The organism is Burkholderiales bacterium, from assembly GCA_015075645.1.
Taxonomy (GTDB): Bacteria; Pseudomonadota; Gammaproteobacteria; order Burkholderiales; family Casimicrobiaceae; genus VBCG01.
Genome location: JABTUF010000005.1, coordinates 311,569 through 336,114 on the forward strand (window position 1 = coordinate 311,569; position 24,546 = coordinate 336,114).

Here is a 24,546-nt window from a genome sequence, read left to right on the forward strand (position 1 = left end):
CCGTCCCGTGGGTCGGCCTTCAGGCCGACACGATCCATCGCATCACCACCCGCCCCGTCGGGCTGAAGCCCGACCCACCACCCGTCCCGTGGGTCGGCCTTCAGGCCGACGCGATCCATCGCATCACCACCCGCCCCGTCGGGCTGAAGCCCGACCCACCACCCGTCCCGTGGGTCGGCCTTCAGGCCGACACGATCCATCGCATCACCACCCGCCCCGTCGGGCTGAAGCCCGACCCACCACCCGTCCCGTGGGTCGGCCTTCAGGCCGACACGATTCATCGCATCACCACCCGCCCCGTCGGGCTGAAGCCCGACCCACCACCCGCCCCGGGGCTATGAAGGCCCCCAGCGGCAGGGAGGGCCCTTGAAAACTCGAATTCTCGCGATCACCACGGTACTGGCCGTCGGCTTCTCCGGCACCTGTTTCGCCGGCAGCTACAGCAACGACTTCTCGTCGGGCGTGGGTGCCGCGAGCCTGCGCGGCAGCGCCGTCGTGGACAGCGGCAGCGTCAGGCTCACACCGAATGCGGGGGGCAACGAAGGCTCGCTGGTGATCGACAACCTCGATCCCGGGCGCACCGTGCAGAGCTTCGACGCCTCCTTCACGCTGGCGATCGGGCCCGGGTCCACTCCGCCGGCGGACGGCGTGAGCTTCAGTTTCGGCCCACCTCCAGGGGGCACCTACGGCGAGTCCGGCGCACCGACCGGCATCGCCGTGGTCTTCGACATCTACGACAACGGCGAGACTCCGACGCCGCCGGTCATCCGCATCATGGTCAACGGCACGCAGGTCGCTGCAACGACGGGCACGCTCTTCACCGCCGGCGCGTTCGTGCCGGTGTCGATCCATGTCGACGGCGGCGGACTCGACCTGAACTTCAACTCCGGCGCGATCGTGTTCACCAACGCGTTGCTGCCGGGATACGTCCCGTCGAGCCAGTATCAGTTCACGTTCGGCGCCCGGACCGGCAGCCTCGCGGCGGAACAGCGCATCGACGATGTCGCGATCACGACGTCGGTCGCGGCGCCACTGGCGGTCCCGACCCTCGCAGAATGGGGGACGATCGCGCTGGCCGGATTGCTGGCCTTGTTCGCGGCGTTCGCGCTGCGCGGGGCCCGGACGGGCCGGATCGGCACCTCGCGCCGCGTCTGAGTCCGACACAACCGTAGCGGCGGGGCGCCCGCCGCGACCATCGGGCGCGCTCCATCGACCAGGCCGCGGATCCCTTCGGCGGCCCGACGCCCGGATTCCCGTTGCGGCGTCGACCGAATCACGGCATAATTATCGATTGCCCGCCGCAGGGGCGTGGGACCGTCCCGGACCCGCGTGGCGGCCGGCCCGCGCAGCCGGCGCGCCCGGCCCGCGACGAGAGGACTCCATGAAGACCGGCATCCATCCGAAGTACGAGGCGATCCAGGTGACCTGCAGTTGCGGCAACACGTTCGAGACGCGCACCGCCTCGCCCGCCAAGTCGCTGCACATCGAAGTGTGCTCGTCCTGCCATCCGTTCTACACCGGCAAGCAGAAGGTGATGGACACCGCCGGGCGGATCGACAAGTTCAAGCAGCGCTACGGCGCGAAGGCGACGCCGGCGAAGCCCGCGGCCAAGGCCGCTGCCGCGCGCAGTTGATCCGGCGCCGCGAGTCGAACGGCACGGTGCCGCGCGAAAAGGCAGCTTCGGCTGCCTTTTTCGTTCGTGGCGAAGCCACCGCGTCAAACCGCATGCGCGCACCCCGATCCGCCCCCCCCGAGCCCGTCGACCCGGAAGCGGTCTCCCCATCGGGTCCGCAGCGCTCGCTCAAGCAGGCCGGCCTCGTCCTGCTCTGCCTCGCGTGGATCGCGCTCGGGCTCGTCGGCCACGATCCCTGGAAGGCGGAGGACGCGACCACCTTCGGCATCGCACATGGCATGGCGCAGTCCGGTGACGTCGTCGTTCCGATGCTCGCCGGCGAGCCGTGGCTCGAACGCGGTCCGCTGGTGCCCGCCCTCGCCGCGGGCGCGATGAAACTCTTCGCGCCGCCGCTCGCCCCGCACAACGCCGCGCGCCTCGCGGCCGGCTTGCTGCTCGCCCTGGTGCTCGTCTTCACCTCGCTCGCGAGCCGGGAACTGAACGGCCGCGCGTTCCGCTGGCTCCCGGCGCTCGTGCTCGTCGGGTCGATCGGCATGTGGGAGCGCGCGCACGCGCTCTCCGGCGAACTCGGACTGACCGCGGGCATCGCGGTCGCGCTCTACGGCTTCGCGCTGGCGCTGCGCCGGCCGGTCGCGGGAGGCGTCGCGATCGGCATGGGCGCCGCGGTCGCGTTCCTGTCCTGCGGACTGGGCGGACCGATCTGGATCACGATCGCCGCCCTGCTCCTCCCGGGCGCGTCGCCGCTGTGGCGGACGCGCGCGCACGTCGCGACGGCGGCGGTCGCGATCGCGGTGGCGCTGCCGCTGGCGGCGTGGTGGCCGCTCGCGCTCCTCGAACGCTCGCCCGCGCTCCTCGAAGCGTGGACGTCCGCCGAGCATTGGCGCGACTACTTCGCCCCGGCGGCCGACGGCGGCTTCGACCCGCTCTACATCGCGAAGAACCTGCCCTGGCTCGCGTGGCCCGCGGTGCCGCTCGTGCTGTGGATGCTGTGGATCCGCGGTCGCGGCTTCAACGGCGGCCTGAGCGATGCGGGCGTCGTGCTTCCCGGCGTCCTCGCGCTCGTGATCCTCGCCGGGCTCGCGCTCGAGCGCGACCCGCGCCTCATCTCGGCGATGCCGCTGCTCGTCCCGCTCGCCTTGCTCGCGTCGATCGAGGTCGATTCGCTGAAGCGCGGCTTCTCCGGGGCGCTCGACTGGTTCGGCATCCTGACCTTCGGCCTCACTGCGATCCTCGTCTGGGGCGTCTGGATCGACTCATACCTGTACGGCATGTCGGAAACGACCGCGCGCCTGTTCCGCGATACCGAGGTCGGCTTCCGCCCGTCGTTCAAGCTGTGGGCGATGCTCGCCGCGCTCGGCATGACGATCCTGTGGGTCGTGATGGTGCGGCCGGCGCGGCGCTCGAACCGCCGCGCGGTACTGAACTGGGCGATCGGCGTGACGCTCCTGTGGGCGCTCGTGTCGACGATCTGGCTCCCCTACATCGACTCGCGGCGCAGCTACCGCGTGGTGGCCGAATCGCTGCGCGCGCAGTTGCCGCCGGACGCCTGCATTGCGAGCAGCAACCTGGGCGAGGCGCAGCGCGCGCTCCTCGCGTACTTCGCCGGGATCACGACCCAGCGCGTCGAGTCCGGCGAAGGCGGCGGTTGCCGGTACCTGCTCATGCAGGTCAACCGCCCCGACCTCAACGCGCCCGCGATCGAGGGCTGGAAGCGGGTATGGGAAGGATCGCGCCGCGGCGACAACACCGAGCGGTTCGTGCTCTTCGACCGGAGTCCAGCGTGAAGTTCGTCGACGAGGCGGTGATCGACGTGCACGCCGGCGCCGGCGGCAACGGCGTCGCCGCGTTCCGGCGCGAGAAGTACGTACCGCGCGGCGGGCCGAGCGGCGGCGACGGCGGCCGCGGCGGCAGCATCCACGCGATCGCCGACCGCAACATCAACACGCTGATCGACTACCGCTACGCGCGCATCCACCGCGCGAAGAGCGGCGAGAACGGCATGGGCGCCGACAAGTACGGCCGCGGCGCCGACGACGTCGTGCTGCGCGTGCCGGTCGGCACCGTCGTCACCGACGCCGACACCGGCGAGGCCATCGCCGACCTCGCGACCGATGGCGCGCAGGCGACGCTCGCCAGGGGCGGCAAGGGCGGGCTCGGCAACATCCACTTCAAGTCGAGCACCAACCGGGCGCCGCGCCAGTTCACGAAGGGCGAACCGGGCGAATCACGCCGCATCCGCTTCGAACTCAAGGTGCTCGCGGACGTCGGGCTCCTCGGCATGCCCAACGCGGGCAAGTCGACGCTGATCCGCGCGGTGTCGGCGGCGCGACCGAAGGTCGCCGACTATCCGTTCACCACGCTCGCGCCCTCGCTCGGCGTCGTGCGCACCGACGAGCGGCGGAGCTTCGTCGTGGCCGACATTCCCGGCCTGATCGAAGGCGCCTCGGAAGGCGCGGGACTGGGCCACCGGTTCCTGCGTCATCTGCAGCGCACGCGGCTCCTGCTCCACGTCGTCGACCTGGCGCCGCTCGATCCCGACGCGGACCCGGTGCGCGAGGCGAAGGCGATCGCCGCCGAGTTGAAGAAGTACGATCCCGCGCTCGCGAAGAAGCCGCGCTGGCTCGTGCCGAACAAGCTCGACCTCGTGCCGCCGGACGAGCGGGAGGCGCGCGTCGCGGCATTCGTCGAGGCGCTACGGCACAAGGGGCCGGTGTTCCCGATCTCGGCCATCTCCGGCGAAGGCTGCCGCGCACTCACCTGGGCGATCCAGGATTGGCTCGACGCCCATCCTGCGCTGTCCGCGGTGGCGGAGCCGGCATCCGGCACGCCGACGGTGCTCACCCCCGCTCCGGTGCGCGCAAGACGGAAGCGCGCGGAGAGTGCATCGTGACCGCCGCCGCGCGCGCCCGGCGCTGGGTGGTCAAGGTGGGTTCGAGCCTCGTGACCAACGACGGCCGGGGACTCGACCACGCCGCGGTCACGCGCCTCGCCGCGGGCATCGCCGCGCTGAAACGCGACGGCCGCGAGGCCGTGCTGGTCTCCTCGGGCGCGATCGCGGAAGGCATGCAACGGCTCGGCTGGGACAAGCGGCCGAAGGCGATCCACGACCTGCAGGCCGCCGCCGCGGTCGGTCAGATGGGACTCGTGCAGGCCTACGAAGCCGTGTTCGCGAAGCACGGGCTGCACACCGCGCAGATCCTGCTCACCCACGACGACCTCGCGGACCGCCGGCGCTACCTGAACGCTCGCAGCACGCTGCGCACGCTGATCGCGCTCGGCGTCGTGCCGATCATCAACGAGAACGACACGGTCACCACCGACGAGATCCGCGTCGGCGACAACGACACGCTCGGCGCGCTCGTGACCAACCTGATCGAGGCCGACGTACTGGTGCTCCTGACCGACCAGCCGGGACTCTACTCGGCCGATCCGCGCCGCGATCCGAAGGCGACGCTCGTGCGCACCGCGCGGGCCGGCGATCCCGCGCTCGAAGCGATGGCGGGAGGCGCGGGCAGCGAGATCGGCCGCGGCGGGATGCTGACGAAGGTGCTCGCCGCGAAGCGCGCTGCGCGCTCGGGCGCCTCGACGGTCATCGCGAGCGGCCGCGAAGCCGACGTCCTCGCGCGTCTCGCCTCGGGCGAGGCGGTGGGCACCGAACTCGTCGCGGAGGCCCAGTCGCTCGGCGCGCGCAAGCAATGGCTCGCCGACCACGTGCAACTCGCCGGCAGCCTCCGCCTGGACGCCGGCGCGGTGCGCGCGCTCGCGCGCGAAGGCAAGAGCCTGCTGCCGATCGGCGTGACCGCGGTCGACGGCGCATTCGAGCGCGGCGAGGTCGTCGGCTGTTTCGCGCCCGACGGACGCGAAATCGCGCGCGGCCTGGTCAACTACGGCGCGTCCGACGTGTCGCGCATCCTCGGCCAGCCGTCGAGCCGGATCGAGTCGATCCTCGGATGGGTCGACGAGCCCGAACTCATCCACCGCGACAATCTCGTCCTGCTCGCGTAGAGCGGGTTCGACGTTCAACGTCCAACGTCCAGAGCGCCCCTGCAATCGACAGGGGCGCCCCGCTCGCCTACACTTGACCTTCGCCCGCAGAGCGAAGGACGAACGATGGCGGTGATCGACCGGATCAGGGGCATCGTGACCGAGCCCGCGCACGAGTGGTCGTCGATCGCCGCCGAGCCCGCGACCGCGATGTCGGTCTACACCGGCTGGATCCTGATGCTCGCCGCCATCGGCCCGGTGGCGATGCTCTTCGGCTACTCCGAGCTCGGCGTATCCTGGGCGCTGCGCGTCGCGGTGTCGGCGTACGTCACGGCGCTCGTGGTGCCTGCGGTGCTGGCGCTCATCGTCGACGTCATCGCGCCATCGTTCGGGGGGGAGCGGGACTACGTCGCGTCGCTGAAACTCGTCGCGTACAGTTGCACGGTCGTCTGGCTCGCCGGCATCCTGCACCTGCTGGGCGCGTTCGCCCAGCTCGTGATGTGGGTGGTCGCGGTCTACGCGCTCTACACGTTCTTCCTCGGCGCGCCGGTGCTGCGCAAGTGCAGCGCCGACAAGGCGATCCCGTTCACCCTGATCGTCGTGCTGTGCGCGATCGCGCTGTTCGTCGTCGCCGGCTACGCGATGGGTGCGCGCCGGCCGTTCTGAACCCGCGACGGACCGGGGCTCAGGTTCCCTCGACCGGCTCCGCGTAGCCGTCCGGCATCGCCGGATGGTGGACGCCGAACAGTCGTTCGCGCCGCGTCTGCGGGCGCGAATGCAGGAAGCGCTCGAGCTCGATCAGCGCACGACGGTAGACCTCGCGCTTGAACTCGATGACGTTGTCGAGCGGGATCCAGTAGTCGTGCCAACGCCACGCGTCGAACTCGGGGTGGTCGGACGCGCGGAGCGACACGTCGGTGTCGCGTCCGGTCAGGCGCAGCAGGTACCAGATCTGCTTCTGGCCGCGGTAGCTGCCGCGCCATTCGCGCTTGATCCAGTGCTGCGGCACCTCGTAGCGCAGCCAGTCTCGCGTCCGGCCGAGAACGCGGACATGCTGGGGAAGGAGGCCGACCTCCTCGCGGAGTTCCCGGTACATCGCCGCTTCGGGCGTCTCACCGGTGTTGATGCCCCCTTGCGGGAACTGCCACGAATGTTCGCGGATCCGCTTGCCCCAGAAGACCTGGTTCCTGCCGTTGGCGATGACGATGGCGACGTTCGGGCGAAAGCCGTCGCGATCCAGCATCGCGTGATGCCTCGGAATCGATGGGTTGGCGCGATTCTGGCACGAAGCCGCCGCCGTGAAAAGCCGGACGGCGATGGCGACGCGGACGTCGCGCGAGCCGCCCGGGGCGAGCCCCTCGGGTTCCGCAGTGGCGCCGGAGGATCGTCGGGGACGGCGATCGTGTCGCGCCGCGAAGCACCGATCAGCGAGGGCGTCCCGCGGCGGCCGCAACAGGGTGAAAATAGTTGCGCGCACGGGCGCCGGACGCGCCTAGAATGACATCGACGCGATCGTCAGGACTGCGACGATGGGAGCCCGCCGACAGGAGCGCACAACGCCTGGGCAAGCCGACACCGGCGTGCCGGCGAGCCTCGTGCGTCGTGCGGTCCTGGGAGACGATACCGTCCAGGGCACGCTGCGGCCACCCTGGGCGCGCGACCCCGACGCGTTCGACCGCGCCTGCACCGGTTGCGCGAAGTGCGTCGACGCCTGCCCGACGCACGTGCTGACCCTCGCGTCGAACCTCGCCCGGGTCGACTACGCGGACGGCGAATGCACGTTCTGCGGTGCATGCGCCGACGTCTGCCCCGAGCCCGCGTTCGATCTCGCCGCGCGCGCGGCGTCCGCGCGGCCGTGGACGGCGGTCGCCCGCATCGACGCGACCTGTCTCGCCCGCCTGGGCGTCGAATGCCGCAGTTGCGGCGACGCCTGCGAGGCGCAGGCGATCCGGTTCCGCGTGCACGCGGGTCCGGTGCCCGACCCGCGCGTCGACTTCGCGCGCTGCACCGGCTGCGGCGCGTGCGTGCGGACCTGCCCGGCCAGCGCCATCGACGTGCGCGCGATCGCCATCGCGTCCTGAGCGCGGAGGCCCTCGCGCGGCGGCGCGCTATGATGCGCGGACCGTTCGACGACCGGACCGCGATGCTCGCCTCCCTCGATCCCATCCGCGCGCTGCCGCGCGACGCATCCCGTGCGACGCTGATCGGGCGTGTCTGGCTCCCCGATCGCGACGGCCCTTCCCCGGTCGTCGTGCGCGACGGCGCGGTGTTCGACCTCGCTGCGGTCGCGCCGACGACGAGCGAACTGCTCAACCTGCCCGACCCGCTGCGCGCGGCGCGCACGGCCGGATTGCCGCAGGTCGGACCGGCCGCGGACCTGCTCGCCAACAGCGACGAAGCCTCGCGCGACGCGCGCAAGCCCTGGTTCATAGCGCCCAACGACCTGCAGGCGATCAAGGCCGCCGGCGTCACGTTCGTGTCGAGCATGCTCGAACGCGTGATCGAGGAACAGGCGCGCGGCGATCCCGCGAAGGCCGAGAGCGTCCGCGCGGCGCTGGTCGCGATCATCGGCGAGAAGCTCGCGGTCGAGCCCGGCTCGCCCGAGGCCGCGCGCGTGAAGCAGGCGCTGATCGCCGAGAAGGCGTGGTCGCAGTACCTCGAGGTCGGCATCGGCCCCGACGCGGAGATCTTCACCAAGTCGCAGCCGATGTCCGCGGTGGGAACCGGCGCCGACATCGGCATCCACCCGAAGTCGTCGTGGAACAACCCGGAACCGGAGATCGTGCTCGCGGTGTCGGCCGAAGGGCGGGTGATCGGCGCGACGCTCGGCAACGACGTCAACCTGCGCGACTTCGAGGGCCGCAGCGCGCTCCTGCTCGGCAAGGCGAAGGACAACACCGGGTCGTGCGCGATCGGCCCGTTCGTGCGCCTGTTCGACGAGCACTACGGCGTGGAGGACGTCCGCCGCGCGGACCTCGCGCTGCGCGTCGAGGGACCCGACGGTTTCGTGCTCGACGGCGCGAGTCCGATGTCCGAGATCAGCCGCGACCCGCTCGACCTCGCGCAGCAGGCGATGGCCGGCAACCACCGGTACCCGGACGGCTACGTGCTGTTCCTCGGCACGATGTTCGCGCCGGTCAAGGACCGCCACGGTCCCGGGCAGGGATTCACGCATGTCGTCGGCGACATCGTCACCATCGCGACACCGACACTCGGCGCGCTCGTCAATCGCGTGAGGACGAGCGACACCGTCGCTCCCTGGACGATGGGCGCCGGCGCGCTGATGCGCAATCTCGCGCAGCGCGGGTTGCTGTAGCGCCTCGGACAGTTCGCTCGATCGCAGCGGGTCGGGCTTCGGTTCTCGTGGGTCAGGCTGACGGGGTTCGTGACCCCGTGACGCAAGGCGTCCGACTGAAGTCGGACCCACATGCGATCCGCGGTGCCCGCGGCCAGCCGAACTGCGTCTAGAATTCAAGTACCCACTTCCGCTGCGACGGCCCGCCATGTCTCCGCCTTCCACCTCGTCCCACGCCCCCGTCCGCCAGACGCCGCCGTTTCGCGCCGACCACGTCGGAAGCTTCCTGCGCCCACGCGCGCTGCTCGACGCCCGCGAAGCGTTCGCGAAGGGGGCGATCGACGCCGCGGCGCTGCGTGCGGTCGAGGACGCCGCGATACGCGACATCGTGGCCTTCCAGGAGGACCTGGGATTGCGCGGCATCACCGACGGCGAGTTCCGCCGCACCTACTTCCACATCGACTTCCTGACCCGGCTCGATGGCGTCGAGACCAGGGGCGGCATCGCGATCAGCTTCCACAGCAACGCGGGCAACGTCGATTTCGCGCCGCCGGTGATGCAGGTCACGAAGAAGGTACGTCACTCGAATCCGATCCAGCGCCGCGACTTCGAGTTCCTGAAGTCGGTCGCCACACGCACGCCGAAGGTGACGATTCCGTCGCCGACGATGCTCCACTTCCGCGGCGGCCGCGGCGCGATCAGCAAGGACGCGTATCCGGCGATGGAGGACTTCTTCGACGACATCGCGCAGGCGTACCGCGACGAAATCGCGGACCTCGCCGCCGCCGGCTGCACCTACCTGCAGCTCGACGACACCAACCTCGCCTACCTGTGCGACGCCAAGATGCGCGAGGGCGCGAAGGCGCGCGGCGACGATCCGGACGAGCTGCCGCGCCGGTACGCCGAACTCATCAACGCCGCGATCGCGACGAAGCCGGCGTCGATGACGGTCTGCGTGCACCTCTGCCGCGGCAACTTCAAGAGCGCCTGGGCGGCGGAAGGCGGTTACGAGCCGGTGGCCGAGGTGCTGTTCAACGAGCTGGCGGTCGACGGCTACTTCCTCGAGTACGACGACGCGCGCTCGGGCGACTTCGCTCCGCTGCGCCATGTCCCGAAGGGCAAGACCGTCGTCCTCGGGCTCGTCAGCACCAAGCTCGATCGGATGGAGACGAAGGACGACGTCAAGCGCCGGATCGATCTCGCGGCGCAATACATGCCGGTCGATCAGATGGCCGTCTCGCCGCAGTGCGGCTTCAGCTCGACCGTCCACGGCAACGACATCGCCGTCGCCACGCAGGCCGCCAAGCTCCGGCTCTGCATCGACGTCGCCCGCGACGTCTGGGGCGGCGTCTGACCCCTCTTGGCGGGAAACCGGGTCGGGCGCGAGCGTTCCGTTTCGGTCGGGCGCCTCTGCGGCGAATGCCCCCAAGGGAAAGCAGGGGCGGACTCGACTTTCCCGACCTCGCGCCTCGCTACTTCACATCCTTCATCATGTAGCGGAACGCGGCGGCCAACGGCGCGCCGACGAACGCCCAGTTGATGCCCTCGCCGTGCAGAATCCCGCCGACGAGGAAGAACAGCACGCCGCCCACGACGAACCAGACGATGATGGGCCCCCGGTTCCAGATGAACATCGTCTTCCCGGCGATGAAGGCGAAGGCCATGAACACGCCAGCCGTCAGGACGGCGCCGACGATCGCACCGGTCACGCCGCCCACGATTCCGCCGAGGATGGCGCCGACCATGCCGAAGAAGAACGCCCAGCCGCTCGCGGCGCCGATCCCCTGGCCTTTGAACGGACTCGGCGTGCCGGACGTGCCCTGCTGGGCGAGGCGATCGCGCAACTCGCGGGCCTCGCGCATCTCTCCCGCAACAGGATGGTGGACGCCGTAGTCTTCGCTCTTCACATGCCTCTTCCGGAGCCGAGGGCGGGGACCGCGCTCGTGGCTCCGCATGCTGGCAGACCCGGGGCGCGCCGACAATGTCCGCGAAACCGGGGTCTGCCCGCCCCTTCCGCCCCTCCCCGGCGCCGGCCCGGGCTCCCGCTTCCGGCGCAGCCGCGGCCGGGCTCCATACGCCCGCCTTATGGCCGTATCATCCGATTCGTTCCACGCGCCCAGGTTCGCAGCCCATACTTCCCGGTTGATTCGACCGATCGTCCCGCAGGGAGGACCCCCGATGTTCAGCAGCAACGCCTTCGCGGCGGTATCCGAGAGTCTGCCCGCCGGATTCATGCAGTGGTACGTGGGCCTGATGGTCCTGGCGGTCATCGTCGGCACGGTCCTCGACATGATCCACAAGGGCAGCGCGAAGTACTTCTTCGCCAATGCGCGCAAGACGCGCGCCCGGGGGAAGCCGGTCAACAAGGCGGCGATCGCGGCCAGGACGCTGGCGGTCGACGTCCTCGCGTCGGGCGAATTCTGCAACCCGCGCCGCCGCGTCGCCCACCTGCTCGCGATGTACGGGTTCATCTTGTACCTCGTCACCACCGCGCTGATGGTGTACTGCTATCCGACCGCCGCGACGACGACGCCGTCGATCGTGCCGCAGCTCTGGTGGCTCGGCGCCTTGATGGTCATGGTGGGCGGCTACTGGTTCTGGTTCTTCATCCGCGTGGACGTCGCAGCCGAAGGCCAATCGCCGTTGCGGCTGATGCGCGCCGACCTCTTCGTCCTCTCGCTCCTCGCGAGCGTCACGCTCGGCGTCCTGTGGGCCGGGCTGCAGGCGAGCGGCAGTTCGGCGTCCCGCGTCTTCTTCGGCCTCTACCTCCTCGCCACGACCGTGCTGTTCGTCGGGGTGTACTGGTCGAAATTCGCGCACATGTTCTTCAAGCCCGCGGCGGCGTTCGACAAGCGGATCGCCGAGGCCGACGGCACGAACATGAACCTGCCGCTGCAGACCCGCGACGACCCCGCGCAGCGCGAACGGCACTCGATGGAACTGCTGCGCGACGCCCCGATGGACATGGGCCTCGGCATCAAGCGCGACGCGCCGCGCCACTACTGACCCGAACACCCGCCCGCCGGAAGCCCGCGGAACCGAACCAGGAGCGAGTCACCATGCCTACCTTCGTGTACATGACGAGGTGCGACGGATGCGGACACTGCGTCGACATCTGTCCCTCGGACATCATGCACATCGACAAGACCTATCGGCGCGCCTACAACATCGAGCCGAACATGTGCTGGGAGTGCTACTCCTGCGTCAAGGCCTGCCCGCAGCACGCGATCGACGTGCGCGGCTACGCCGACTTCGCCCCGCTCGGCCACAGCGTGCGCGTCCACCGCGACGAGCAGAAGGGCACGATCGCGTGGCGGATCAAGTTCCGCAACGGCACCGAGAAGAACTTCCTGTCGCCCATCACCACCAAGCCCTGGGGCCAGGCGATTCCCAAGCTCGCCGACGTTCCCGCGCCCAGCAAGGAGATGCGCGACAGCGAGTTGCTCTACAACGAGCCGAAGTACATCCGCATGGATGGCGACGGGCTGCGCACGCTCGCGACGGCCGGCCTGAAGCTCAAAAAAGGGGTGTCCTACTAATGGCCTACGAAACCATCATCGAAGACGGCATCGACATCCTCGTCGTCGGCGCGGGACTCGGCGGCACGGGCGCCGCCTGGGAGGCGCGTTTCTGGGGGCAGGACAAGAAGATCGTCATCGCCGAGAAGGCGAACATCGATCGCTCGGGCGCGGTCGCGCAGGGCCTCTACGCCATCAACTGCTACATGGGCACGCGCTGGGGCGAGAACAACCCCGAGGACCACGTCCGCTACGCCCGCATCGACCTGATGGGCATGGTGCGCGAGGACCTGCTGTTCGACATGGCGCGCCACGTCGACTCGACGGTGCACCAGTTCGAGGAGTGGGGCCTGCCGATCATGAAGGACCCGAAGACCGGGCGGTACCTGCGCGAAGGTCGCTGGCAGATCATGATCCACGGCGAGTCCTACAAGCCGATCGTCGCGGAAGCGGCGAAGAAGTCCGCGGACAAGGTGTTCAACCGCATCTGCGTCACCCATCTGTTGATGGACGAGAGCCGGGAGAACCGGGTGGCGGGCGCGGTCGGGTTCAACGTCCGCACCGGCGACTACCACGTGTTCAAGTCGAAGACGGTGATCTGCGGCGCGGGCGGCGCGTCCAACATCTTCAAGCCGCGCTCGGTCGGCGAAGGCTCCGGCCGCACCTGGTACGCGCCGTGGTCGTCGGCATCCGCCTACGGCCTCCTGATCGACGCCGGCGCCAAGATGACGCAGATGGAGAACCGCATCGTGCTGGCGCGGTTCAAGGACGGCTACGGCCCGGTCGGCGCCTACTTCCTGCACCTCAAGACCTACACGCAGAACGGTCTGGGCGAGGAGTACGAGTCGAAGTGGTTCCCCGAACTGCAGAAGATGGTCGGCAAGGAGTACCTCGACCCGGAAGCCTCGCACCTCACGCATCGGCCGATTCCCACCTGCCTGCGCAACCACGCGCTGATCAGCGAGGTCAACGCGGGCCGTGGCCCGATCCACATGGTGACGATGCGCGCCTTCCAGGACCCGCACCTCGAGGAAGTCGGCTGGGAGAACTTCCTCGGCATGACGGTCGGCCAGGCGGTGCTGTGGGCCGCGACCGACGTCGACCCGAAGAACGAGAACCCCGAACTCACCACCTCGGAGCCCTACGTCATGGGCTCGCACGCGACCGGTTCGGGCGCGTGGTGCTCGGGTCCGGAGGACCTCTCGCCGCCTGAGTATTTCTGGGGCTACAACCGCATGACCACGGTCGAGGGCCTCTTCGGCGCCGGCGACGCAGTGGGCGGCACGCCGCACGCGTTCTCGTCGGGGTCGTTCACCGAGGGGCGCCTCGCCGCCAAGGCGGCCTGCAAGTACATCGACGACGGCAAGGGCGAGGGCATCGTCGTCTCGCAAGCCCAGATCGACCGCCGCAAGGAGGAGATCTACAAGCCGCTCGAGCACTACCGCATCTACCGCAACGCCATCGTCGCCGGTTCGGTCAACCCGCACTACATCAACCCCAAGCAGGGGCTGGACCGGCTGCAGAAGCTGATGGACGAGTACTGCGGCGGGGCGAGCGTCAACTACATGACCAACGAGAAGCTGCTGCACATCGGGTTGAAGAAGCTCGCGATCATGGAGGAGGATCTCCAGAGCCTCGCCGCCGAGGACATCCACGAACTGCTGCGCGCCTGGGAGCTGAAGCACCGCCACCGCGCGGCCGAGTGCGTCACCCAGCACACGCTGTTCCGCAAGGAGACGCGCTGGCCGGGCTACTACTACCGCGGTGACGCGATGAAGGTCGACGACGCGAACTGGCACGTGCTGACGGTGTCGCGCCGCGACCCGAAGACCGGCGAATACACGATGGAGAAGGCGCCCTGCTACCACCTCGTGGCCGACGAGAAGTAGCAGCGATCGCCGCGCGCGCGTGAACCTCACCGAGAAGACCGACGACGAGATCCTGGCGCTGGCGAAGCCGCTGTGGGGGGATCTCGTCAAGTACTCGAACGAGGGCAAGTACGGCGAGTTCTCGCGCAATTTCTCCGGTTCGCTCGCGCGCGCGATGGATCAGGTCGCGGCCGGCCACCAGTTCGCGCACAGCGAACTCGCGCGCAACCTGTCGGCGGAGTTCGACGCGCTCGGCACCATCCGGCGCGGCGAGCATGTGACGGTGCTGTTCCGGCAGCGAAGCACCAGGAAGCCGGGCGAATGGCTCGGCCGGCTGGTGCTGGGCTACGAGGACGGCAAGCTCCGGATCTTCGGCGCTTCCATCTTCTGATCGGCGAGCCGGAGACTGACGTGAGCGAGGTCATCCGCACCGGCAAGTTCGTCGAACTCACCTACAAGGTGACCGACCGCAAGACCGGCCACGTCCTCACGCAGGTCGAATTTCCGCTGGGCTACGTCCACGGGCACAACGAGATCCTCGCCCCCGCGGTCCACATGCAGCTCGAAGGCAAGTCCGCCGGCGACGTCATCGAGGTGCCGATCGACGGCAACGACATCTTCGGCCCGCGCGACGAGTCGCTCGTATTCTCCGACCGGATCGAGAACGTCCCCGAGGAGTATCGGAAGGTCGGCACGTCGATCCTGATGGAGAACGACCGGGGCGAGACCCGCAGCTTCGTCGTGACCCACCTGGACGACGACACGCTCACGGTCGACGGCAACAACCCGCTGTGCGGCCGCGTGGTCGTGTTCGCGCTCGAGATCCTGAACGTGCGCGACGCCACCGACGACGAGACGCGCGCGGGCGGGACGATCGCGAAGGGCGCCGACGTCGACGCGTCGCTGCTGCGATCGGTGTGAACGGCAATCCTCATCCGCAACTGCAAAGGCGAACCATGAGCGACCACAAACCCCCACCGGCCAAGGTCCCCGACGGCGTGACGCCCTACGTGACGACGCGGCAGATGCCGCCGAACGAGAAGGGCTTCGTCGGCTTCGAGACCATCTGGAAGAAGTTCCAGAAGGAAGTCGAGTACAAGACGCCGAAGAAACCGTAGCGCCGCACGGCGCGCCCCTGCCCCGGGGGGCGCCGGTTTTGTGCTTGAATAGTCCCCTCGAAACGGGGACCGGGCATGGCGGATCGGCGGCTCCAGGTGTTCCACGCGGTCGCGAAGCATCTCTCGTTCACCAAGGCGGGGGAAGCGCTCTGCATGACGCAGCCGGCGGTGACCTTCCAGATCCGCCAGCTCGAAGACCACTTCAACACCCGGCTGTTCGACCGCACCCACGGCCGCATCAGCCTCACGCCCGCGGGCGTGGTCGCCCTCGGCTACGCCGAGAAGATCCTGGGGCTGACCGCGGAGCTCGATGCGCGCCTGAAGGACCTGGGCGGCCAGGTCGCCGGTCCGCTGTTGATCGGTGCGAGCACGACCATCGCCGACTTCCTGCTGCCGCAGATCCTCGGGGAGTTCAAGGCGGCCTACCCGGGCGTCGTGCCGAGCCTGTTCGCGGGCAACTCCGAGGTCGTCCAGCAGCGCCTCGGCGACCGGGCACTCGACGTCGGATTCATCGAGGGCGGTTCGTACCTGCCGACGCTCGCGGGCGAACGGCTGTGCAGCGACGAGTTGCAGGTCGTCTGCACGCCGCGCCATTCGCTGGCGCAACGGAAGTCGGTGGCTGCCGGCGCCCTCGTCGAGCACGCCTACCTCACGCGCGAGCAGGGCTCCGGCACGCGCGAGGTGATCGACCGTTACCTGACGCAGGCCGGGATCGAACCGGCGACGCTCAACGTGGTCATGGAGGCGAGCAGTCCCGAAGCGCTCAAGGGGCTCGTCGCCGCGGGCATGGGCATCGCGATCATGTCGCGCGTCTCGATCCGCAAGGAAGTGCGCCTGGGCCTGCTCGCCGGCATCCCGCTCTCGCCGCCGATCACGCGGCAACTCACGGCCGTCTATCCGCGCGAGCGCATCCAGTCGGGCCTCGTCGGCGCCTTCGTCCAGTTCGCGAAGCTGCGGCTGGACTCGACTGTCGGCGACGAAGCGGATGCCGAGGCGCTCGCCTGCGAGGCGCGCAACGAGCAGTAGTCAGGATGCGCGGTCAGACCCGACATGGGCGACTTTCCGCGAAAGTTCGGTTCAGGAGCGTGGGGCGGTCAGGCGACAAAGCCGATGCGGCGCGTGGGTAGAGCCTTGCGCGCATCGTCGGCGGCGATGAGTTTCTTGATGGCATCGAACACCACGGAGAACTGCTCGTCGTACTTCTCCTCCATGGCCTCGATCTTTCTCGCGAGGTCGCGATTGGAGTCCATCAGGCGCCGCAACTGGACGAAGGTGCGCATGATCGCGATGTTCACCTCGACCGCGCGCGCCGAGCGCAGGACGCTGGAGAGCATGGCCACGCCCTGCTCGGTGAAGGCGTAGGGGCGGTAGCGGTATGCCCGTCGACGCGGGGATGTCATCACAGATTGTGATGACATGTGCGGTCGCTCGCGGACGCGGTCGTATTCCTCCGCTGTCAGGCGAAACATGAAGTCGCTGGGAAACCGGCTCCGATTTCGCTTGACTGCCTGATTCAGGGCATTCGTCGGGACGCGGTAGAGCGCGGCCAGGTCAGTGTCGAGCAGCACCTTCTCCCCTCGAGCCAGGAAGATCAGCGGTGCCAGGTTCTCGGTCTTGGGTCTGGCGGGCGGCATCCGAAGGCTCGTTCGCCTCCTCGCGGCGTCATTCCTCGATCACGGCACCAGATTGAGCGAACCGGCGTGATCCCGTCCATCGTCCACGTGGACGATGAAGGCGGGGAGGCAGCGGCATGCCCGGGAGTCGTGGCGGCAAGGCACCGTTGGCAACCGCGCCACTGGTCCGACGCGCTGCGGACCGAAGGCTGCCACAGGCCACGAGCCGGGACCGCGGCCGACGGGGCCTGCACCCTCAGCGCGGCTTCGCCTCCGGCCCCACGCCCCACGGCGGCGGCGCGATCGCGACGATCCGGCGGAACAGTTCGCGGAACGCCTTCGACGCGGGCACGCCGACGACCGGGTCCTCGTTCGACGCGAACGCGGCATCGATCGCCGTCCAGTCCTCCGCGGTGAGCGCTTCGCGGGCGAGCGGGAAGACCTCGTCCTCCTCCTTTCGCATGTGCTTCCAGTGGAAGTGCGCGTAACGCTCGACGCCGTCGGCGAAGGTGTCGAGCGCGCCGGGGTCGGCACGGAATCGCTCCCACATCGCCTCGAGATCGTGGAAGCGCTCGTTGCCGACGGTGTGCTCGCGCGACAGGGCGTCGAGGACCGGCGCTGCCCCGGGACGCCGCAGGCGCAGCCGCGCGAACAGATAGTCGTCCTCCTTCGGATGGTGCAGCTTCTCCGGAAACGCCTCGATGTAGTGGAACAGCGCGCCGAGCAATCCGTGGTCGGGTGCCATGCTGCCGTCGCGGATCGCCGCGACGAGGTGCCGCAGGCCCTCGATCACCGCGGTGATCGCGCGGTGCTCGTCCTCGATGATGCGAAGCGATTTCACCGGCCCTCTCCGATCACGCCACCGAGACCAGCTTCTGGAGCGTCGCCGGGTCGGCGAGCAGCGTGTCGCTGGACGACCGATGCGCGACGCGCCCGCGATCGAGCACGATCGCGTGCCGGGTCAGCGACAGCGCGAGCTTCGCGTGCTGCTCGACAACGATCACCGCCATGCCGCTCTCGACCACCAGCTCGCGGATCACGTTCATCAGCTCCTGCACGATGATCGGCGCGAGCCCTTCCATCGGCTCGTCCAGCAGGAGCAGCGACGGGTTGACCATCAGCGCGCGCGCGATCGCGAGCATCTGCTGCTCGCCGCCCGAGAGCTGGTTGCCGAGGTTCGCCTTGCGCTCCTCGAGCCGCGGGAACACGCGGTAGACGCCGCGCAGGTCCCACTTCCCCGGTCGCGCCACCGCGGTCAGGTGCTCCTCGACGGTGAGCGAGGCGAACATGAACCGCTCCTGCGGCACCCATCCGAGTCCTGCCCGGCTGCGCGCGTGGGTCGGCAGCGCGGCGAGGTCGCCGCCGCGCCAGCGGAGCGTCCCGCGGTGCAGGTGCGTGAGCCCCATCAGCGTGACGAGGAGCGTCGTCTTGCCGACGCCGTTCCGGCCGAGCAGCGCCAGGCTGTCGCCCTCCTCCAGTTCGAACGACACGTCGTCGAGGACGACGCCCTCGCCGTATCCGGCGGTCAGGTGCTCGACGCGCAAGAGCTCAGCCATGCTGCGCCTCGCCGAGGTACACCTCGCGCACGCGCGGATCGCGCTGGATCTCGTCTGGCGCGCCCTCGGTCAGCACGCGCCCGCCCACGAGCACCGTGATGCGCTCGGCGAACCGGAACACGAGCCCCATGTCGTGCTCGATGAACACGATGGTGACCTCGCGCGGCAGCTTCGCGATGACTTCGAAGAGTTCCGCGCTCTCGCCCGCAGGAATGCCGGCCGCGGGCTCATCGAGCAGGAGAATCGAGGGCCTGGTGGCGAGCGCGAGGGCGATCTCGACCAGGCGCTGCTTGCCGTAGGGCAGGTTTCGCGTCAGCGTGTTCGCCTCCGCGGACAGGTGGAGCGTCGCGAGCAGCGCGAGCGCCTCCTCGGCCTCCCCGCGACCGGACGCGACCGTCCGGTGCCAGACGCCGGCGCGCCCCTTGCGCTCGCTCACCGCGAGCACGACGGACTCCAGCACGGAGAGTCTGCCGAACAGCGTGTTGATCTGGAAGGTGCGGGTCACGCCGCGCTTGACCCGCTGGTGCGGCGGCAGCGCTGTCACGTCCTCGTCGCCGAGGAACACGCGCCCTCCGGTCGGCGGCAGCACACCGGTCAGGAGGTTGATGAGCGTCGTCTTGCCCGCGCCGTTGGGGCCGATCAGCGCGTGGCGCACGCCGCGTGGGAACGCGAGCGACACTTCGCTCGCCGCCTTGAAGGCGCCGAAGTGTTTCGACAGCCGTTCGGTGCGCAGCGCCGCCGTCACCGCCCGCTCCTCGCGAATCGGGTGCGAAGCGAATCGAGCGCACCGAGGATGCCGCCGCGCGCGAACAGCACGACAAGCACGAGCAGGAGGCCGAGCCAGAACTGCCAGTAGATCGGGTTCAGGTCGGAGAGCCAGTGGTGCGCGACCATGAACACCGCCGCGCCGACGAGCCCGCCGTAGAGCCGCCCGATGCCACCCAGGACGAGCATGATCATCAGGTCGGCGGAGCGCGGAAATCCGAAGACGTCGAGGCCCACGAACTGCGTCGTCTGCGTCAGCAGCGCGCCCGCGACGCCGGCGAAGGTCGCGCTCACCGTGTAGACGGCGACGAGGCGCCGCTGGACCGGCGCGCCGATCCCCGGCATCCGCTTGACGTTCTCGCGCACGCCGCGAAGCGACAGCCCGAACGGCGAGGCGACGATGCGTCGGGCGATCACGAACATCAGGAACACCACGACGAGGCTGTAGCCGTACGCCGTGCTGCCGGCCAGGTCCCAGGAGAACACCCCAAAGAGCCTGTTCATGGCCACGCCGGACAGCCCGTCGGCGCCGCCGGTGATCGACGACATCTGATTCGCCGCCTCGTAGAGCATGAGCCCGATCCCGAGCGTGACCATCAGGCGCGCGAGGTCCGAGCCGCGCACCACGAGGAAGCTCGTCGCGAAGCCGACCACCGTGGCGGCGGCCGCCGCGATGACGAGGCCCGAGATCGGTTCGCCCCAGCCGTGGACGGCGAGCACACCCGCGGTGTACGCGCCGATGCCGAAGTACGCCGCGTGGCCCAGAGACACGATGCCCGCGTAGCCCAGGATCAAGTCGAGCGACACCGCGAACAGGCCGGTGACGAGGATCTGGCTCGCGAGCACGCGATGCTGCGGAAACGCGAAGAACACCGCCACCAGCGCGATCCAGAAGACGATCTCGGACGCGCGCCAGCGGTCGGTGGGGAGTTGCGCTGCGGGCAAGGCGTCCGCGATCGACGCCTCCGCCCCGGTCACGCCCGCCTCCCGTAGAGCCCCGCCGGGAACAGGATCATCAGGAGGACCATCAGGAAGTAGATGATGAACGAGCCGATTTCCGGGACGTAGTACTTCCCGGCGACGTCGCAGATGCCGAGGACGATCGCTGCGACGAGTCCGCCCTTGATCGTGCCCGCGCCGCCGATCGCGACGACGAGCAGGAAGTACACGATGTACTTGAACGGGAACGTCGGATCGAGCCCGAGCACGTCGATGCCGAGCGCGCCGCCGAGGCCCGCGAGGCCCGAGCCCAGCGCAAAGGTGACACCGAACACCCGGTTCACGTTGATGCCGAGCCCCGAGGAAGCGACCGCGTTGTCGACCGACGCGCGCACCTGCGCGCCGAAGCGCGTCTTCACGAGCAAGAGGTGCAGCGCGAGCGTGATCACGGCGACGACCGCGATCAGGAACATGCGGTAGGCGCCGAGCCCGATCCCGGCCACCTGGACCTGCCCGCGCAGGAAGTCGGGCAGGTGCACCGGCTGCTGCGACGGTCCGAAGAAGTACGTCGTCGCGGCGATCGACATGAACACGAGGCCGATCGTGAACATCACCTGGTCGAGCGGCGTCGACCGGTACAGGCGCACGTAGAGTGTGCGCTCGAGCACGATGCCCGCGAGCGCCGCCACGACGAACGCGACCGGGAGCGTCGCGAGGAACGGGACGCCCGCCCGGTTCATCAGCACCGCGCAGGCGTAGCCGCCCAGCATCGCGAAGGCGCCGTGCGCGAGGTTGACGAAGTTCATCAGGCCCATCGTGACCGACAGGCCGATGCTGATGACGAAGAGCAGGCTGCCGTAGGCGATGCCGTCGAACAGGACGCCGAGCGCGTTGCCGATCATGGCGCGCCCGCCCGGAGCGGGATCCGCGACCGGGCGGCCGGCGGCGTGCCCGCCCGCCGCCCGGTCCTGCGCGGTGCGATCGCCGAGGCGCGTTCCGCGCCGATCAAATCTGGCCTCCCGGCCCGACGTTCTCGAACTTCGCGAACTCGATGTTCCACGGCTCTCCGTTCACCATCCTGGTTTCCCGGAGATAGACCGTCTGGACCACGTCGCGCGTGGCGGGATCGATCGACATCGGCCCGCGCGGACTCGTCCACTTCATGCCCTTCATCGCGTTCACGAGCTGTTCGCCCGTGCCGCCGGGCGCCTTCTTCACCGCCTCGTAGATCAGGTGCATGCCGTCGAAGCCGCCGACCGAGTGGAAATTCGGGCGCATGCCCGGGTTCGCCTTCATCATGGCAGCGACGTAGGTCTTGTTCTCGGGCGAATCGTGCGCCGCCGAGTAGTGCATCGACGTGATGACGCCGACGGCGGGCGCGCCGATGCTGACGAGGATGTCGTCGTCGACGACGTCGCCGGGGCCGATGATCCTCATCCCGGCCTGCTTCAATCCCCGCTCGTCGAACTGCTTCATCAGCGCGAGGCCCTCGCCCGACGGGACGAACACGAACAGCGCGTCCGCCTTCGAGTCCTTCGCGCGCTGCAGGAAAGGCGCGTAGTCGGGGTTGCGCAGCGGCGTGCGCACCGACTCGACGATCGTGCCTCCGGCTTCCTTGAACCGGGTGAGGAACGTTTTCTCGGAGTCGAGGCCGGGCGCGTAGTCGGTCACGAGCGTGAACACGCGCTTCAGGTTGTTCTGCGAGGCCCACAGCGCGACCGGCGCGGTGTTCTGCGGCAGCGTGAACCCGGAACGCACGATGAACGGCGAGCGCTGCGGGATCACCTGCGTGCCCGCCGCCATCACGATCATCGGCACCTTCGCCTCGGTCGCGACCGGGGCGGCCGCGAACGCGAGCGGCGTCAGGCCGAAGCCGGCGAGCACCGTCACCTTGTCCTGCACGACCATCTCCTGCGCGATGCGCTTGGTCGTCTCCGGCGCGAGGCCGGTGTCGTCACGGATGATCAGTTCGACCTTGCGGCCGGCGACGCTGTCGCCGTGCTGCGCCATGTAGAGCCGGCACGCCGCGGTGATCTGCCGGCCGGTCGACGCGAACGGGCCGGTCATCGGCAGGATCAGGCCGATCTTCACCGGCGCGTTCTGGGCGAACGCGAAGCGCGGCAGGGCTCCGAGCGCCGCGGCGCCGGCGGCGCCCTGCAGCACGCGGCGGCGAGCAGGCTGGAAGCGGTTCTTCATGGTTCTCCTCCTTCGAGTCGTGGTGGGGCGGGTCGTGCGTCGCGTTGCTCGGGCGCGTCGATGGCGCGAAGCGAACGTCAGCCGCGCCGTGCGGCGGCGTTGACCGCACGTGCACTGCGGCTGCCGAGCCGGGGAAACACGCGGCGCGCGTTCCCTTCGAAGATCTTGTGCCGGTCCTCCGCGGACAGCGCCTGCACCTGGTCGACGTAGCGGCGCGTGTCGTCGTAGTGGTGGCCGGTATCCGGGTCGATCCCCCGCACGGCGCCGACCATCTCCGAGGCGAACAGGATGTTGTCGACCGGCACGACCTTGGTCAGGAGCTCGATGCCCGGATAGTGGTAGACGCAGGTGTCGAACCAGACGTTGTTCAGCACCAGTTCCTTCAACGGCGGGCGCTTCATGTCCTGCGCGAGGCCCTTGTAGCGGCCCCAGTGGTAGGGCACCGCGCCGCCGCCGTGCGGGATGATGAACCGGAGCGTCGGGAAGTCGCGGAAGAGGTCCGAAGTCAGGAACTGCATGAACGCCGTCGTGTCGGCATTGATGTAATGCGCGCCGGTCGCGTGGAACGCCGGATTGCACGACGTGCTGACGTGCACCATCGCCGGCACGTCGAGCTCGACCATCTTCTCGTAGAGCGGATACCACCAGCGGTCGGTGAGCGGCGGCTCCGTCCAGTGACCGCCCGACGGGTCGGGGTTGAGGTTGCACCCGACGAACCCCAGCTCCTTCACGCAGCGCTCGAGTTCGGGGATCGAGTTCTCCGGCTTCACGCCAGGCGACTGCGGCAACTGGCAGACGCCGATGAAGTTGTCCGGGTAGAGCTGGCATACGCGATGGACGAGGTCGTTGCACAGTTCCGACCACTCGCGACTCGTCTGCTCGTTGCCGACGTGGTGCGCCATGAAGCTCGCGCGCGGCGAGAAGATCGTGAGGTCGGTCCCGCGCTCGCGCTGCATCCTGAGCTGCGCGTTCTCGAGGCTCTCGCGGATCTGGTCGTCGCGGATCACGAGTTCGGAACGCCGCGGACCCTTCGACGGATCCGCGAGCGCGGCGACCTGCCGCTTGCGCCAGGCCTCGAGTTCGGCGGGCGCCGTCGTGTAGTGGCCGTGGCAGTCGATGATCATCGGTGGTCCATCCCCGTCTCGTGCCCCCGGCCGCGCGCCCGCCAGCGGCGCGCGGCCCGGGGCGATGCAGCCTACGCGGCCTTCGCCAGCGCGGCGTCGTCGTTCTGCAACACCATCAGTCCCGCCGCCGTGTTCGAGATCGGCACGTGGTAGTTCGAGTGCACCTTGGTCACGCGACCGGGCAGCGCCGCGCGCGCGGCCATCCACGCCATGAATTCGGTGCCCTGGGCGCCGGCCTCGCGGACGAGGTCGAGCGCCGAGTAGCGGGTCAGCTTCAGCGGGTCGGTCAGGAGCGCGTCCATGCACATCAGGTCGAACGGCTTGTTGATGAAGCCGGCGCGCTCGCCGTCGAGCTGGTGCGACAGGCCTCCGGTGCCCATCACGAGGATCCGGGCGTCGCTCTTCCACGACCGCAGCGCGCGACCCACCGACTCGCCGAGCCGCCAGCTTCGCTTCGGCGAGGGCAGCGGATGTTGCACGTGGTTCATCGTGATCGGGACGACGCGCACCGGCCAGTCGCCGCCGCCGGGCCACAGCAGCGCCATCGGCAACGTGAGGGCGTGGTCGACCTTCATCTCCTGGCAGGTCGTGATGTCGAACTCGTCGGCGACGAGCGCCTCGATGACGTGCCACGACAGGGCCGGATCGCCCTGGATCGGCTTCAGCGTCGGAATGCCCCAGCCCTCGTCCGTGTTGCGGTACTCCGGCGCCGCACCGACCGCGAACGTCGGCATCTTGTCGAGGAAGAAGTTGAGGCCGTGGTCCTGGAAGAACACGACGGCGACGTCGGGCTTCACGCGATCGAGCCACGCGCGCGCCGGCGGATAGCCGTCGAAGAACGGCTTCCAGTACGGCTCCGACTCACGGTGCTTCGCGATCGCGCCGCCGATCGCCGGAACATGCGACGTCATGATGCTGCCCACGATGGTGGCCATGG

The 24,546-nt window shown here is 69.3% G+C and carries 27 protein-coding genes; 16 read left to right on the plus strand and 11 right to left on the minus strand.

The window, feature by feature from the left end; genetic code table 11:
• The first annotated feature begins 366 nt into the window (after window positions 1-366).
• The 6 genes from HS109_14715 (at window position 367) to HS109_14740 (ending at window position 6,283) form a co-directional block, all read left to right on the plus strand.
• Window positions 367-1,155, plus strand: a complete 789-nt coding sequence (locus HS109_14715) for an IPTL-CTERM sorting domain-containing protein (protein ID MBE7523622.1) — start codon at window positions 367-369, stop codon at window positions 1,153-1,155.
• A 226-nt stretch (window positions 1,156-1,381) separates the two neighbouring features.
• Window positions 1,382-1,633, plus strand: a complete 252-nt coding sequence (rpmE, locus tag HS109_14720) for a 50S ribosomal protein L31 (protein ID MBE7523623.1) — start codon at window positions 1,382-1,384, stop codon at window positions 1,631-1,633.
• Between the two features lie 92 nt (window positions 1,634-1,725).
• A complete protein-coding gene (locus tag HS109_14725; GenBank protein ID MBE7523624.1) occupies window positions 1,726-3,417 on the plus strand; it encodes a glycosyltransferase family 39 protein in 1,692 nt (563 codons plus the stop codon).
• Window positions 3,414-4,523, plus strand: coding sequence for a GTPase ObgE (gene obgE, locus HS109_14730; protein MBE7523625.1), 1,110 nt, complete (start codon window positions 3,414-3,416; stop codon window positions 4,521-4,523). The genes HS109_14725 and obgE overlap by 4 nt, the downstream gene beginning before the upstream one ends.
• On the plus strand, window positions 4,517-5,638 hold the full coding sequence (locus tag HS109_14735; GenBank protein MBE7523626.1) for a glutamate 5-kinase: 1,122 nt from the start codon (window positions 4,517-4,519) through the stop codon (window positions 5,636-5,638). Before obgE ends, HS109_14735 begins: the two co-directional genes overlap by 7 nt.
• A gap of 105 nt (window positions 5,639-5,743) precedes the next feature.
• On the plus strand, window positions 5,744-6,283 hold the full coding sequence (locus HS109_14740) for a YIP1 family protein (GenBank protein ID MBE7523627.1): 540 nt from the start codon (window positions 5,744-5,746) through the stop codon (window positions 6,281-6,283).
• Between the two features lie 19 nt (window positions 6,284-6,302).
• On the opposite strand, the gene HS109_14745 is transcribed toward HS109_14740, so the two are convergent.
• Window positions 6,303-6,860, minus strand: a complete 558-nt coding sequence (locus HS109_14745) for an RNA pyrophosphohydrolase (protein ID MBE7523628.1) — start codon at window positions 6,858-6,860, stop codon at window positions 6,303-6,305.
• Between the two features lie 286 nt (window positions 6,861-7,146).
• On the opposite strand from HS109_14745, the gene napF reads away from it, so the two are divergent.
• From napF to HS109_14760, 3 genes are all read left to right on the plus strand, one after another.
• Window positions 7,147-7,698 carry a ferredoxin-type protein NapF gene (gene napF / locus HS109_14750; protein ID MBE7523629.1) on the plus strand — a complete coding sequence of 184 codons (552 nt, stop codon included), beginning with the start codon at window positions 7,147-7,149 and terminating at the stop codon, window positions 7,696-7,698.
• Between the two features lie 62 nt (window positions 7,699-7,760).
• A complete protein-coding gene (locus tag HS109_14755; GenBank protein ID MBE7523630.1) occupies window positions 7,761-8,933 on the plus strand; it encodes a fumarylacetoacetate hydrolase family protein in 1,173 nt (390 codons plus the stop codon).
• A gap of 187 nt (window positions 8,934-9,120) precedes the next feature.
• Entirely contained in the window at window positions 9,121-10,266 is a 1,146-nt protein-coding gene (locus HS109_14760; protein MBE7523631.1) for a 5-methyltetrahydropteroyltriglutamate--homocysteine S-methyltransferase, read from the plus strand.
• Between the two features lie 118 nt (window positions 10,267-10,384).
• Here the strand turns inward: HS109_14760 and HS109_14765 are convergent, their stop codons facing one another.
• Window positions 10,385-10,819 carry a hypothetical protein gene (locus tag HS109_14765; GenBank protein MBE7523632.1) on the minus strand — a complete coding sequence of 145 codons (435 nt, stop codon included), beginning with the start codon at window positions 10,817-10,819 and terminating at the stop codon, window positions 10,385-10,387.
• A 325-nt stretch (window positions 10,820-11,144) separates the two neighbouring features.
• On the opposite strand from HS109_14765, the gene HS109_14770 reads away from it, so the two are divergent.
• From HS109_14770 to HS109_14800, 7 genes are all read left to right on the plus strand, one after another.
• Window positions 11,145-11,918: an adenylyl-sulfate reductase gene (locus tag HS109_14770; GenBank protein ID MBE7523633.1), complete on the plus strand. Its 774-nt coding sequence runs from the start codon at window positions 11,145-11,147 to the stop codon at window positions 11,916-11,918.
• Window positions 11,919-11,971: 53 nt separating this feature from the next.
• The gene (gene aprB / locus HS109_14775; GenBank protein MBE7523634.1) at window positions 11,972-12,451 is read left to right on the plus strand and encodes an adenylyl-sulfate reductase subunit beta; all 480 of its coding nucleotides are present in this window, start codon (window positions 11,972-11,974) and stop codon (window positions 12,449-12,451) included.
• Window positions 12,451-14,319: an adenylyl-sulfate reductase subunit alpha gene (locus HS109_14780; GenBank protein MBE7523635.1), complete on the plus strand. Its 1,869-nt coding sequence runs from the start codon at window positions 12,451-12,453 to the stop codon at window positions 14,317-14,319. The genes aprB and HS109_14780 overlap by 1 nt, the downstream gene beginning before the upstream one ends.
• A 19-nt stretch (window positions 14,320-14,338) precedes the next feature.
• Window positions 14,339-14,689, plus strand: a complete 351-nt coding sequence (locus HS109_14785) for a hypothetical protein (GenBank protein ID MBE7523636.1) — start codon at window positions 14,339-14,341, stop codon at window positions 14,687-14,689.
• 20 nt (window positions 14,690-14,709) lie between these two features.
• Window positions 14,710-15,219, plus strand: a complete 510-nt coding sequence (locus HS109_14790; GenBank protein ID MBE7523637.1) for a peptidylprolyl isomerase — start codon at window positions 14,710-14,712, stop codon at window positions 15,217-15,219.
• A gap of 35 nt (window positions 15,220-15,254) precedes the next feature.
• A complete protein-coding gene (locus tag HS109_14795; protein ID MBE7523638.1) occupies window positions 15,255-15,416 on the plus strand; it encodes a hypothetical protein in 162 nt (53 codons plus the stop codon).
• A 75-nt stretch (window positions 15,417-15,491) separates the two neighbouring features.
• The gene (locus tag HS109_14800; protein MBE7523639.1) at window positions 15,492-16,442 is read left to right on the plus strand and encodes a LysR family transcriptional regulator; all 951 of its coding nucleotides are present in this window, start codon (window positions 15,492-15,494) and stop codon (window positions 16,440-16,442) included.
• 68 nt (window positions 16,443-16,510) lie between these two features.
• On the opposite strand, the gene HS109_14805 is transcribed toward HS109_14800, so the two are convergent.
• The 9 genes from HS109_14805 to HS109_14845 form a co-directional block, all read right to left on the minus strand.
• Window positions 16,511-17,050: an ORF6N domain-containing protein gene (locus tag HS109_14805; GenBank protein MBE7523640.1), complete on the minus strand. Its 540-nt coding sequence runs from the start codon at window positions 17,048-17,050 to the stop codon at window positions 16,511-16,513.
• A 235-nt stretch (window positions 17,051-17,285) separates the two neighbouring features.
• Window positions 17,286-17,870 carry a hemerythrin domain-containing protein gene (locus HS109_14810; protein MBE7523641.1) on the minus strand — a complete coding sequence of 195 codons (585 nt, stop codon included), beginning with the start codon at window positions 17,868-17,870 and terminating at the stop codon, window positions 17,286-17,288.
• A 13-nt stretch (window positions 17,871-17,883) separates the two neighbouring features.
• Entirely contained in the window at window positions 17,884-18,585 is a 702-nt protein-coding gene (locus tag HS109_14815; GenBank protein ID MBE7523642.1) for an ABC transporter ATP-binding protein, read from the minus strand.
• Window positions 18,578-19,330, minus strand: coding sequence for an ABC transporter ATP-binding protein (locus HS109_14820; GenBank protein ID MBE7523643.1), 753 nt, complete (start codon window positions 19,328-19,330; stop codon window positions 18,578-18,580). The genes HS109_14815 and HS109_14820 overlap by 8 nt, the downstream gene beginning before the upstream one ends.
• Entirely contained in the window at window positions 19,327-20,328 is a 1,002-nt protein-coding gene (locus tag HS109_14825) for a branched-chain amino acid ABC transporter permease (protein MBE7523644.1), read from the minus strand. Before HS109_14825 ends, HS109_14820 begins: the two co-directional genes overlap by 4 nt.
• Entirely contained in the window at window positions 20,325-21,191 is an 867-nt protein-coding gene (locus HS109_14830) for a branched-chain amino acid ABC transporter permease (GenBank protein MBE7523645.1), read from the minus strand. Before HS109_14830 ends, HS109_14825 begins: the two co-directional genes overlap by 4 nt.
• 103 nt (window positions 21,192-21,294) lie before the next feature.
• Window positions 21,295-22,485, minus strand: a complete 1,191-nt coding sequence (locus HS109_14835; protein MBE7523646.1) for an ABC transporter substrate-binding protein — start codon at window positions 22,483-22,485, stop codon at window positions 21,295-21,297.
• Between the two features lie 77 nt (window positions 22,486-22,562).
• Entirely contained in the window at window positions 22,563-23,609 is a 1,047-nt protein-coding gene (locus tag HS109_14840) for an amidohydrolase (GenBank protein ID MBE7523647.1), read from the minus strand.
• 71 nt (window positions 23,610-23,680) lie between these two features.
• Window positions 23,681-24,544, minus strand: a complete 864-nt coding sequence (locus tag HS109_14845) for a protocatechuate 3,4-dioxygenase (protein MBE7523648.1) — start codon at window positions 24,542-24,544, stop codon at window positions 23,681-23,683.
• Window positions 24,545-24,546 lie beyond the last annotated feature (2 nt).